The organism is Yoonia sp. (assembly GCF_046292185.1).
GTDB lineage: Bacteria > Pseudomonadota > Alphaproteobacteria > Rhodobacterales > Rhodobacteraceae > Yoonia.
Genome location: NZ_JBKBQY010000001.1, coordinates 123,040 through 134,967 on the forward strand (window position 1 = coordinate 123,040; position 11,928 = coordinate 134,967).

Sequence of the window (11,928 nt, forward strand, 5' to 3'; positions counted from 1 at the left end):
TATTCCTTCCAGTTTGGCGCAGGATGACGGCACTTTGACCGGGCGGGCCCTGCACGGTTTGAAGCGTATCATAAAGAAGGGGGGGCGCGGGTCCAGCCATGAATCATATCACCAAGCCACTCTCTGCCGGTCTTTATTTTGTCGCGACGCCCATCGGTTCGGCGCGCGACATCACCTTGCGCGCGCTCGATATCCTCGCCTCGGCGGATCTGATCGCGGCCGAAGATACGCGCACCGCACGCAAATTAATGGAAATCCACGGCGTTCCGCTGAACGGCCGCAAGGTCGTGGCCTTTCACGATCACAGTGGTGAAGGCGCAGTGAACCGGCTTGTCGCAGATATGGTCGCGGGCAGATCCGTCGCCTATGTCTCCGAGGCGGGAACGCCGCTCGTTGCCGATCCGGGATATGAACTGGGGCGCGCTGCAATTTCTGCGAATGTGACGGTGACCACCGCGCCCGGGGCGTCTGCCGTTCTGGCGGCGCTGACCGTATCGGGTCTGCCCACAGACCGTTTTGCCTTTGTGGGCTTCCTGTCTGCAGCCCGGCAACAACGCGAGACAGAAATCGCCGCCCTGCGCGATACGCCGTTTACCTTGGTTTTTTATGAGAGTCCCAAACGCGTAGAGGAAATGTTAAATAGTTTGCGCGATACATTGGGGAGCGACAGACAGGTAGTGGTCTGCCGTGAGTTGACCAAACGGTTTGAGGAAATCACCCGCGGCACGCTGACTGACGTGGCGCAAGCTTACGCAGGCCGCAATGTGAAAGGTGAACTGGTCGTGCTGGTCGGGCGTGCGGGTGCCACCGATGTTGCCGATCTGGATGTAACGGAGGCGTTGAAAGAAGCGATGAAAACCATGCGTGTGAAGGATGCAGCCACTGTGGTGGCCGGTGCGTTGGGCCTGCCCCGGCGGCAAGTTTACCAGATTGCCCTTGGACTGGGGGATCTGGAATGAATGGCTTGACCAATTATCACGCCGGACTTGCTGCCGAAGATATCGTGGCACGCGATTATGCGGCACGCGCTCATCAGGTTGCGGCCCGACGCTGGCGCGGAAAATCGGGTGAAATCGATCTGATCATGCGCGACGGCGACACACTCGTTTTCGTCGAAGTCAAGAAAAGCGCCAGTTTCGCGCAGGCCGCTTTTCGGCTGGGACGGCGGCAGATGGACAGGCTTTGCGCCAGCGCGTCGGAATACCTTGCCGGTGAACCCCGGGGGCAATTGACCGACATGCGCTTTGACCTGGCACTCGTAGATGGGCGTGGTGCCGTCAGCGTCATCGAAAACGCCTTTATGGAAGCGTGATCGTCCCATTGCGCTGGCGGCCCTGCTGCGGCATGTAGCAATCATCCGCGATAAAAGGGGTTGCACCATGGCGTTGAAAGTTGCCTTCCAGATGGACCCGATCGGTCTTATCAATATAGATGCCGACAGCACCTTCCGCATCGCGGAAGAGGCGCAGGCACGTGGTCATGAATTGTTTTACTACACACCTGACAAGCTGGCCTATGATCAGGGCCGGGTCACTGCGCGTGGCTGGCCGCTGCAGGTGCAGCGGGTCAGGGGCGATCATTTCATACTTGGTGATGCAGCCGAACTTGACCTTCGGGATATGGATGTCGTCTGGCTGCGGCAAGACCCACCTTTCGATATGGGCTACATCACCACCACGCATATTTTGGATATGATTAACCCTGAAACACTGGTGGTGAATGACCCGTTCTGGGTGCGCAACTATCCCGAAAAGCTGCTGGTGCTGAATTTCCCCGACTTGACCCCGCCGACGATGATCGCCCGCGATCTGCAAACGCTGCGCGACTTCCGAGATGCGCATGGCGAAGTGATCGTGAAGCCGCTTTACGGTAACGGCGGTGCCGGCGTTTTCAAACTGTCCCCGGGTGACGGTAATCTTGCGTCGCTGCATGAATTGTTTTCAGGTATTAACCGTGAGCCGTTGATCATGCAGCAATTCCTGCCCGCCGTCGCCAAAGGCGACAAACGGGTGATTCTGGTCGATGGTGAACCTGTGGGCGCAATCAACCGGGTGCCTGCCAAAGGCGAAACCCGGTCCAACATGCATGTCGGCGGACGCCCGGAAAAAGTGGCGCTGACCGACCGTGACCGCGAAATCTGCGCCCGGATCGGGCCACTGTTGCGCGAAAAGGGACAGATCTTCGTCGGCATCGATGTGATCGGCGATTGGTTGACTGAAATCAACGTGACCTCGCCCACCGGTATTCAGGAGCTGGAAAGATTCGATGGCGGCAATATCGCCGCAAAAATCTGGCAAGCGATCGAGGCCCGGCGCGCCAGACCTGCGGCCTCCGCCTGAGACCGAACCCGTGCAGAGGTTGCCCGTATTCAGGCGCGGGGAACACTCTCATACTTCTTTTGCCAGGGAGAGGCGATAGCTGACAGCCTCGGCCACATGCGGGCGGCGGACGTTATCCGAACCTTCCAGATCGGCGATGGTGCGCGCCACCCGCAAAATCCGGTGATAGGTGATCTATATCCACCGTCAGCTTTTTAATCTCAGCTTTGTAGCGGTCGCGAAGGGCGGATAACTCTTCGTGCTTGGCGACCAGTCCCGATACGGTGTTCGGGCGCTCATATGTGATATCTTTCATAAGACACAAAATACATCATCATATGTGATGTTACTACCACTATTTGTGGTGAGTTTGCTCCATAATACCGGGAAATTCCGGGAATTCGTCCATGAATAGCACACCGTTATGCGCAAGAGAAATCTCGCCCGGTTTGGCGCTGCGCCCGCCACCGACGATGGCTGGCATGGAAGCGGTGTGATGCGGTTCGCGAAACGGGCGTTCGCGGTTGATCCCGCCATCGTCCAGCAACCCTGCGAGCGAATGGATCATCGAGGTTTCAAGCGCCTCGGCGGGCGACAAAGGCGGCAGGATGCCCCCGATCCGCGCCGCCAGCATGGATTTGCCTGACCCCGGCGCGCCGACCAGAAGCAGGTGATACGCATTGTGAAACCCTATAAATAGGTCATAACAACAATGCGAAAGGACGGAACATGACAAATGCATATAGCTATCTGCGGATATCAACAGACAAACAAACAGCGGGCGATGGGATACGTCGCCAGTTGGACGCAAGCAAGGCATACGCTGAACAACACGGTCTGAATCTTATCAATGAACTAAAGGACATCGGACTTAGCGGATACACGGGCGCGAACAGCAAGGAAGGCGACTTGGGCCATTTCATCAAGGCGGTTGATGAAGGACAGATTCCAGTAGGAACTGTGCTTCTGGTCGAAAATTTGGACCGTTTGTCACGCCAAGCGCCGATTACGGCAATAAACCAGTTCACAAATTTGCTCACCAAGGGGATCAAGATTATTACACTGACAGATGGAATTGTTTATACGAAGGATAGTATAAATTCTAATATCGGTCAGCTTTTCACGTCAGTCATGGTCATGGGACGTGGACATGAAGAAAGTGCGACAAAGAGCGTAAGGGGCAAAGCTTCTTGGATTCAACGGCGCAAAACAATACTTGAAAAGCCCATGACTTCAGTTGTGCCAAAATGGCTTTATTTGAGTGATGATGGCAAAGAAATTTTGATAGATGAAGACAAGGCTGACATTGTTCGTGAAATTTTTGATCGCTGCATAGCTGGACAAGGGGCGTACACGATTACACGTGACCTTAACAGTAACCCCCAAAAGTACCCACCAATCGCGGCTGCACCACACTGGAACAACAGTTATATTTTGAAGATACTGAGAAATGAGGCTGTTTATGGACTTTTCCAACCATGTGAGAAAATCGATGGAAAGCGAATTCCTGTTGGTGACCCAGTAGAGAATTATTATCCAGCAGTAGTGACAAAGGAAACTTTTCTGCTTGCGAAATCGCGGCGAACTGGACGTTTAAACAACACTGGACGCAAAGGTGAAAGCTTTTCAAATTTGTTTACAAACCTAGCATACTGTAGCGAATGCGGCGGATCGATGGCGTTTAAGAATAAAGGCGTTTCGCCAAAAGGTGGCAAATATTTGCGCTGCACTAATTCTTTACAGAAAAATGGATGTTCAGCCCCTTCATGGCAGTATCTGGATTTTGAAAATGCCTTTATTGCGTTCTGTAAGGAAGTAAAATTTTCTGAAATCATAAACAACAATAAATCAATATCAGAAGAACTAGAAAAACAGAAAGCATCACTGCTTGACTCAAAGCAAAAAGATCAAGAGATTTATAATACGCTAATATCACGATTTGGGATCAAGGATTTGCCAGCCCAAGTTTTAGACGATCTTGTAAAGCAGTCTAAGGAATTGTCAGAAAAGATGGCAGCACAAGACGCAGAACTAGAATCGATAGAAAAGAAAATTCAGGAAATCAATCAAGCTGGCGTTGATCAAGACCAGAAAAATTTTATTAATGCGTATGATGAAATCAAAAAATCTGAGGATGATGAAAAAATCAGAAACCTACGCTATGCCATGCATTCCATAATGAAAAGGAACATTGATTATATCACTGTACACTGCACATTTACAGATGAACTACTACATCCAACTGATGTGCATGAAATCGTGCCTGAAAAGCTTATTGCTGATGCAGGGAAACTTAAATATCCAAAAGTGACGGATGAAGAACTTTTTGATTATTTCAAAACACCTAATGGACATCGAATATTAACAGCGGAAAACAGATTTTTTAAGATTTACTTCAAAAACGGAAATTTCAGAACGGTTAAACCATCAGCAGGTAGCATGTTCACGAATTGGAAAAAAATGGCCAAATTTATGGTGAACAATGCAAGTCTTGATGACTAACAAGTTTAAGGCCAAGGACTGAGAATCCTTGGCCATTTCTATATTATCTTGGATTTGATGCTGCGATGGTGTTAACAGCGTCCCAATATTGATTTCCGTCCATATGATAACGCAATGAGTACTGTAACAGCACAGAAAAGCGATCAAGATCATCCTGTTCTAGTAACATTTCCATATAGGCTTTTTGCTCTTGTGTCATTGTATCAAACCTTTCTGCCGTGGTTTTTATGATATCCCAAAACAGCCCTTGCGGCTTTTGCGGCAATATTAGCTATTTCAAGTGTGTCATATGTCCCTATGTACTGGCCTTTCACGGTGGTCACGAAACGCTTACCGTTCTGGGACCGCGAAACATTTGGAACACCACAAGGATTATTCTTAGAAATTCTATAGTTTCTGCGATTTTCAGTTTGTGTCACAAGTCGCAAATTTTCGATTCTGTTGTCGTTCGGGATTCCATTTATGTGGTCTATCGAAAGATCAGGATCGAGACTTTTATGGTGTAAAAAATAGCATAATCGGTGCAGGTAAAAATGTTGGGGTTTTCCAGTCGCTGGATTGTGGATCGATGCTTTACCGTAACCGTTGAAATCCGTGGCAGTGATCGGTTCATTATACCAAAGGCCGATAACAACGCCGGTTTCAGGATCATACTTGAACTTTGATGCTACTGTATCGTAATCAAATCCGTAAAATAACTTGTGATCAGTGTAATTGTTTTTGTTGGTCACTTTGCTTTTCCGTTTCTTATTTTTGTTTCTGTTCATTGGCTCAAATGACCAACTTACAGCTATTTATAAAAACGGAAATTTCTCTTTTATAAGGAGAGAAATCTTGATTTGTCTAAATAATAGTAGCGAAACAAGATAAGAGGGAAAAACAAAAATGAATGATATCAAAGAAATCTTAGACGAATTATTTCCGAATGAAGACGATGATAAAAATGATGCAGAAGAATTTTTTGCAAAACTGGCCGCTGAAGATGATGACCCGTATGATGATCCATGGATGGTAGAAATCATAGCAGAGTGGGGGATGCCGCAAAATTCTTCGCAAGTGCCATTCTACATGGCCAAGTTTCGCGAAAAAATTTACGGAAAAACCAAAGGATGAGGGATTTTAACGATAAGCCCTTCATCGATGAATATAGCGATCAAGACATAGTGGATATTTTGAAGTCAAATCATGAACTGCTAAAAGAGGCGATTCAGTGGATGATCCAAGATGGCCACGCAAAGACAATGTGGTGCTTGGATGCAGTGAACGAAATCAAGAAAACACCAAAAATGATGCAGCCAAGCGAGTTGTCAGATCGCCTAAGAGAGTGCTTTCTCATCTTGGAATGGGTGCATGATAACCAAGATGAAGGCTGCGCAGATTGGCTGGAAAAGATGGAAGAGGCGATGTACGACACATCGGAAGCAGCTTGCTATTATGGTTTTGATCCAGAGGATGAAGAAAACGATAATAATCCCGAAGAAATGCATTTTATGCCCAGTATTTGGCCATTTATTGTTGACTGAGAATCTTAGTGTGGTATAAATAACACTATGAACGGTTGGTCCCGATTCTGTTTATCACTCTTTCTTAGATGTGGTTTGTGAGGTGAAGAAGACGTAGACGATTTCAGTCTACGTCTTCTTCTTTTAGACCAAATACTGACACCAAACCAATATGAATCAAATGCATGTTGTAAGTAATTTGTATGAATATTATTCATGCTAAATCGCAACTATTATTCCCCAAATCTTCATTGCAAGGTCAACGGGGTTATAAATACCTTTACCGTTTTGGGAAACCTTTTCACGGAACACAAAAAAAAGCCGCTTATCGTTACGCCTGATCACGAAATAAAATCAGCACCAAGAAGACAAGACTATAACACTCACATTCAAGCGACTGACCACCGCGAACAGCATAACCAAGAAAGATGAAAATGAAAATTCTACTAAAAAAATCAAAGTTTGCAGGGGATACCAGATTTTCGCTGATCTTATGCGGAAATCCTGATCAACTGCTTTGGGGCGCTGCAAACGAAGGCAAAGTGCTTGCCACCTATAACAGTGTTGAAAAGGCGCAGCGGGACTTGTTCGACAAGCTGTCTGTCGCGACACTTGATCAAGTAAAAGAACACACCATGAAAAAGCATGGATCGACACTTGGCAATATGAAGGTATCACAGATATATCTGAAATTTTTTGAAAAATATCTGAACGCTGACGCCAAAACTTTCTATGTAAAAAATGATGATGGTGATTATGTCGCGTCATCAAGCAAATATCACAGGACCATTTCTGATGGTGTCATGAGGACTTACACGCAAGGCGTTAACGGATACAGGCTGGGTAAAAACAAGAAGCATTCCAGAAAAAAAGGCCAAATGGTTTTTCGTGAAGATAAGTTTGTTGTGAAAGCAATTGCTGATGCATATTTCAAAAAAGTCATAGATTCCTTTGGTCCTGATCAGCTTGGAATGAAAGAAAAATTTGAACAAACCAAGATAGTTCTGGAAGCACGTTCAAACAGAACAGAAAAATTAGTCTTCAAGAATTCTGGCCGTGAACGTGACACAATGATGGCATATTTCGATTTCATCACCATAGAAATCGCAAATCGTGGCCTTTGGCATGTTACTGAAGATCATATGTTTGATGTGGTGTCATGCGTTTGGACGAAGTTGAACAATGATTTTCGCGTTAAAAATGCTTGGCGTTACAGTGGTCACATTTTTCCTGATTCACATATCGACAAGATGAACGAATATATCTTTGACGATATACAGAAAAAAACAAATAAAGTTATCGATTGTGTAAAAAAAGTTGCCTGATAGGGCTTCTAAGCAGTTAAAGTATTATAAATAAAGTTACGACACATAAAGGTTGTGGATGCACAGGGTGGTCCCACGGTTTGAAAGAATCGACAGAAATGTACCTTATCTGATATGCGACCTGTTATTGAACAGATTCGAGTTGAAGATGATCTTGATCTTAATGGATCAAGTGAAAAGCTGAAAATCCAGTAGGATCAGCTTTTTTTGGCGTGTCTGCTACTTTCTTCTTTATCTAACTAATATTGGTATAACACATAACAAAATGAAAATCTTCAAAACCTAATAAGTTTAAAATCTTTAAAAATAAAATCATATAAAAATTAGGTCTTATAGAAACCTTGTCAAGAAGATGATCAAGAAGAAATTAAAACCCGACGCTTGCGGCGGAAACGCTTGCGTTTTCAATCTGGATTTAATCAAGTCCTAATGAAAAATCAATAAGATAAAATTTTTGGAATCAGAATAAGATAAAATTTTTGGAATCAGAATAAGATAAAATTTTTGGAATCAGAATAAGATAAAATTTTTGGAATCAGAATAAGATATCATTCTTACAGTTGACCCAAAGCAATCTTAATATAAATCGTCCAAAGGCCTTTGGCCTTTGGACGATTGCTGCGCGTTCCAGTTTTTTGTAATGATACCATCAAGAAGAAATTCTTACAGCGTCATGAGACACCAGTACGGTTCTACAGCGTCCTTTAGGTGATCTTAGCATCCCTTGTCGCCCATTAGGTCCTACAGGGCTTCTATGGTCCTACAAAATTTCTTCAGAACCCTATGGACCATAAATCCCTACAAAATCTTCATGATGACTCTTCAGGACCATAATCCTTACAGATTGCCATGACGTTCCTATGGGCCATAAATCCCTACAAAATTTCTTCAAAACCCTATGGACCATGAATCCTTACAAAATCTACATGACGTTCCTTCAGGTCATAATCCTTACAGAGTGTGCCTTTCCGTCTTTCCTGAATCCACACCGCAACACCTTCAGAGTCATCTTGAAGAAAGAGACTATGTTCCGCTGCAAAACCCATCGGAACACCTTTAAGGAAAGAGGACTTTGTTCCGCCGTGTTCCGATATATCTTTACATCGATAACAAGTTGCGCTTAGAACAAATCCACATATCAAAAGGAACTTATTATGTCAGATCGTGTAGCAGAACTCGAAGCAGAAATGCAGCGAATCCAATCAGAAATCGCCAAAGAAAAGGGCAAGGAAGACGCCCGTGAACAAGTGCAGGCTCTGCTGAAAAAGCTGGATTACACTGTTGAAGACTTGTTTGGACCAGTATCCAGCAGCAAGACCGCCAAGACCAGCAAGCCGGGTGGTGTCACACGTGGCAAGGTGCAGGCAAGGTATCGTAACCCTGAGAACAAAAAACAGACGTGGAGCGGGCCAGAACATCGCCCAAAACCGCAATGGGTGGAAGATTTTGAAGCTGATGGTGGCGATCTTGAATCCATCCGCATAGCTGGACGCTGATCTACACTACATATGACTGCTATAAAGGGGCTGCATCACGCGATGCAGCCCTTTTTGTTTGTTTAATTCACATTAACTTCGCCAGTTAAGAAATTAAAAACAAAGGATTACACAAGCCCCCATGGAAAATTTTTCTAGCGCAGGAAATGCGTGTTTTAAAATGGTGATACAGTTCGATAATCTAAAATTTCGCCACGCTGTTCCGCTTTAGTTTTCACCGAATGACAGCCATGACAAAGCGATTGTAAGTTGGCTGCATCATAGAAAAGCTTTGAATCCCCTTTGTGCGGGATAACGTGATCGACATGAACAGCGGCAGTCACGATATCAAAACTGCTACAGCGCTGACACAGTGGTTGCTTGGATAGCTGGCCAAGCCTGATCTTCTTCCAACGTGATTGTTTGTACCATTGGTGATTGTTCCTGATCGAAACTTCACTGATCACCGCTGGTGCTTTATGAACTTTCATCTTGTCTTTTATGCATCGTGAATCTGTTCCATCACATCGCAGCCCTGCACACATCAATTCTCTACAAGCTACGTTCTTTACCTTTTTCATTCTGTTCCCCTTCTGAAATTCTTCAATGCCTAAATACAGCAAATGATACTTTTCATTTATTTAGGATTAGACAGAAAGGAAGGGATAATATGGCAGGAGTGAAGGGCCGTAGCGGTGGCAGCAACAGGAAGAGTGTGGAAGAATTAAAATTAACAGGAACCTACGTTGATTACCGCCACAAAAACATCACTGTTCCAGAAGATCAGCAGGAACTTGTTGAACCACAGAACCATGTGACGGATAGTAATGCAGAAATAGATCGTGAAGCCATATTTGATTATTTTGCACAGCATTTGCACGAACAAGGGATGACAAAGAAAATAGATAGTGTGCTGCTCTCACAATTAGTAGAGGCGCAAAGCATTTATATTAAATCTTTGAATTTTTATAAGCGCGATCCAGAGGCAACACTTGGACGCAAATTAGCATCTACTGTTGCGATGGAAGCGGCAAGAGAAGTAAGAATCTTGCTTTCCGAATTTCGCCTTACGCCGACTTCCAGAACAGTAAACCTTGATCCAAAAAAAGTTGCTGCTGATCCAGTCGCTGATTTCTTGGACATGCGGGTTATTAACAAGTGACATGCAGCGTAGACGACGCCATTGAATATGCGCGTGACGTTGTAAGCGGCAAGATCAAGTCCAGCATTTATGTTCGCAAACAATGTGCAAAATTCATTCACGATTTAGACTATCGCCAAGAACAACCATCGTTCCGCTGGACCTTCAATCGTGACCATGCAGCACATGTGCTGACATATGTTCAACTTTTGAATTTTGTGGAAGGTGCTGTAGCTGGAACCAACGTAGTTTTAGAGCCGTGGCAAGCATTCATCCTTTCAAATCTTTACGGGTGGATCGACAAGAATGACCCTGAAATCAGGCGTTACACGTCAGCACTGATCCTTGTTGGGCGCAAGAACGGCAAGTCTACGCTGCTAGGCGCACTGGCACTATATGAACTGATGTTTGCCCCTGATGCGTCTCAGATCGTCACCATGGCAACTATGAGAGAACAGGCGAAATTAGTCTGGAACATGTCAGGCCGAATGATGCAGGTCAGCGATCCAAGGCTGACGAAAGGATTCAAGAAATCCGCGCAAGCCTTAGCCAACCCTGACAAGTGGTCACGCTACTGGCCACTATCCAAAGAGTCTAAATCTTTGGATGGTCTGAACATCAGAATGGCGATTGTTGATGAAGCCGCTGCGGTGTCGAACCAAGACCTATTCGATGTTGTGACGTCATCAATGGGCAACCAGAAATCCCCTTTGACAGTCATGATCACCACAGGACAGCCCGGCGCACAGTCGAATTATTTCTACACACAGTTGGATTACGCCAAAAAGGTTCTGGATGGGACCGTGGAAGATGATCGTATCTTCACACTCGCTTACCAGATCGATGAAGGTGACAACTGGAAAGATTCAAACAACTGGATCAAGGCCAATCCAAACCTTGGCGTGTCTGTTAAAACTGATTTTCTTCATGAAGAACTTAAAAAAGCAGAAGAGATACCAGCAGCCCGCGCAAATTTCAGAACAAAATATTTGAATGAATTCATCAGCACAAGTCAGTCATGGATTGAAGTAGATAAGTGGAACAAAAACGCTGTCACAAAACTGAAAACAGAACTTCCAATGTACGTTGGGTTAGACTTGGGTTCCACTTCTGACTTAACAGCGGTTTCACAAGTTTGGGCTGAAAATGGTGAATTTTTCTTTGATGCAACGTGTTTTATTCCAGAAGAAGCGTACAAATCAGCGCCGAAACACGTCAGAAATATCTACAGCAACGCCGTTGATAGTGGAAAACTAATCATTACAGAAGGTGAAGTAGCGGATCATGCAGTTATTCGTAAACATATTGAACAGCTAAACACTGACTTTGACTTGCGTGAAGTCGCGTATGACAACTGGAATGCCAGCCAAATCACGTCATTATTGCAAGATTCTGGCCTAACAATGGTGAAATTTCCACAAGCGATATCATCGATGTCACCAGCCGCTAAAGAAACTGAACTGTTAATCAGAAATGGCACACTAAAACATAGTGGTGATCCGTTCTTAGCATGGCAGTTGAGCAACGCAGAAATTTACATTGATAACAATGAAAATATCAAAGTTAGGAAGGGAACTGACAACGCACTAAAGATTGACGCTATCATTGCAATGATTATGGCCATTGGTAGGGCTACATCACATGGTGCAATAAAGGCAAAAGTTA

Annotated in this window: 13 protein-coding genes and 2 pseudogenes; 10 read left to right on the forward strand and 5 right to left on the reverse strand. The window is 45.2% G+C overall.

Annotated elements, in window-relative coordinates; all coding sequences use genetic code 11:
* Nucleotides 1–98: 98 nt before the first annotated feature.
* The 3 genes from rsmI (at nt 99) to gshB (ending at nt 2,339) form a co-directional block, all read left to right on the forward strand.
* Nucleotides 99–959 carry a 16S rRNA (cytidine(1402)-2'-O)-methyltransferase gene (rsmI, locus tag ACK4TM_RS00595; protein WP_409695120.1) on the forward strand — a complete coding sequence of 287 codons (861 nt, stop codon included), beginning with the start codon at nt 99–101 and terminating at the stop codon, nt 957–959.
* Nucleotides 956–1,312: a YraN family protein gene (locus ACK4TM_RS00600; RefSeq protein ID WP_409695123.1), complete on the forward strand. Its 357-nt coding sequence runs from the start codon at nt 956–958 to the stop codon at nt 1,310–1,312. The genes rsmI and ACK4TM_RS00600 overlap by 4 nt, the downstream gene beginning before the upstream one ends.
* Before the next feature lie 67 nt (nt 1,313–1,379).
* On the forward strand, nt 1,380–2,339 hold the full coding sequence (gene gshB, locus ACK4TM_RS00605; RefSeq protein ID WP_409695126.1) for a glutathione synthase: 960 nt from the start codon (nt 1,380–1,382) through the stop codon (nt 2,337–2,339).
* A gap of 48 nt (nt 2,340–2,387) precedes the next feature.
* Here gshB and ACK4TM_RS00610 read toward each other — a convergent pair.
* Together ACK4TM_RS00610 and ACK4TM_RS00615 are read right to left on the reverse strand one after the other, a co-directional pair.
* Nucleotides 2,388–2,507 (reverse strand): annotated as a pseudogene (locus ACK4TM_RS00610) (hypothetical protein); the annotation flags it as partial.
* Between the two features lie 178 nt (nt 2,508–2,685).
* Nucleotides 2,686–2,994: pseudogene (locus ACK4TM_RS00615) on the reverse strand (ATP-binding protein); the annotation flags it as partial.
* Nucleotides 2,995–3,047: 53 nt separating this feature from the next.
* On the opposite strand from ACK4TM_RS00615, the gene ACK4TM_RS00620 reads away from it, so the two are divergent.
* On the forward strand, nt 3,048–4,820 hold the full coding sequence (locus ACK4TM_RS00620; protein WP_409695129.1) for a recombinase family protein: 1,773 nt from the start codon (nt 3,048–3,050) through the stop codon (nt 4,818–4,820).
* Between the two features lie 43 nt (nt 4,821–4,863).
* On the opposite strand, the gene ACK4TM_RS00625 is transcribed toward ACK4TM_RS00620, so the two are convergent.
* Together ACK4TM_RS00625 and ACK4TM_RS00630 are read right to left on the reverse strand one after the other, a co-directional pair.
* Nucleotides 4,864–5,019, reverse strand: a complete 156-nt coding sequence (locus tag ACK4TM_RS00625) for a hypothetical protein (RefSeq protein WP_409695132.1) — start codon at nt 5,017–5,019, stop codon at nt 4,864–4,866.
* 4 nt (nt 5,020–5,023) lie between these two features.
* Nucleotides 5,024–5,587 (reverse strand): HNH endonuclease signature motif containing protein, encoded by a 564-nt coding sequence (locus ACK4TM_RS00630; protein ID WP_409695135.1) that lies wholly within the window; start codon nt 5,585–5,587, stop codon nt 5,024–5,026.
* A gap of 118 nt (nt 5,588–5,705) precedes the next feature.
* Between ACK4TM_RS00630 and ACK4TM_RS00635 the strand changes: the two genes are divergently transcribed.
* The 4 genes from ACK4TM_RS00635 (at nt 5,706) to ACK4TM_RS00650 (ending at nt 9,143) form a co-directional block, all read left to right on the forward strand.
* Complete coding sequence (locus tag ACK4TM_RS00635; RefSeq protein WP_409695138.1) at nt 5,706–5,933, forward strand: hypothetical protein; 228 nt, start codon at nt 5,706–5,708, stop codon at nt 5,931–5,933.
* Complete coding sequence (locus ACK4TM_RS00640) at nt 5,930–6,343, forward strand: hypothetical protein (RefSeq protein ID WP_409695141.1); 414 nt, start codon at nt 5,930–5,932, stop codon at nt 6,341–6,343. The genes ACK4TM_RS00635 and ACK4TM_RS00640 overlap by 4 nt, the downstream gene beginning before the upstream one ends.
* A 413-nt stretch (nt 6,344–6,756) precedes the next feature.
* Nucleotides 6,757–7,647, forward strand: coding sequence for a hypothetical protein (locus tag ACK4TM_RS00645; RefSeq protein ID WP_409695143.1), 891 nt, complete (start codon nt 6,757–6,759; stop codon nt 7,645–7,647).
* A 1,154-nt stretch (nt 7,648–8,801) separates the two neighbouring features.
* Nucleotides 8,802–9,143: an H-NS family nucleoid-associated regulatory protein gene (locus ACK4TM_RS00650; protein WP_409695146.1), complete on the forward strand. Its 342-nt coding sequence runs from the start codon at nt 8,802–8,804 to the stop codon at nt 9,141–9,143.
* A gap of 155 nt (nt 9,144–9,298) precedes the next feature.
* Here ACK4TM_RS00650 and ACK4TM_RS00655 read toward each other — a convergent pair whose 3' ends face one another.
* Complete coding sequence (locus tag ACK4TM_RS00655; protein WP_409695149.1) at nt 9,299–9,703, reverse strand: HNH endonuclease; 405 nt, start codon at nt 9,701–9,703, stop codon at nt 9,299–9,301.
* Between the two features lie 89 nt (nt 9,704–9,792).
* Between ACK4TM_RS00655 and ACK4TM_RS00660 the strand changes: the two genes are divergently transcribed.
* Entirely contained in the window at nt 9,793–10,284 is a 492-nt protein-coding gene (locus ACK4TM_RS00660; protein ID WP_409695152.1) for a P27 family phage terminase small subunit, read from the forward strand.
* Nucleotides 10,281–11,928: terminase large subunit (locus ACK4TM_RS00665; RefSeq protein WP_409695155.1), on the forward strand; the 1,648-nt coding region annotated here is incomplete at its 3' end. The genes ACK4TM_RS00660 and ACK4TM_RS00665, both read left to right, overlap by 4 nt.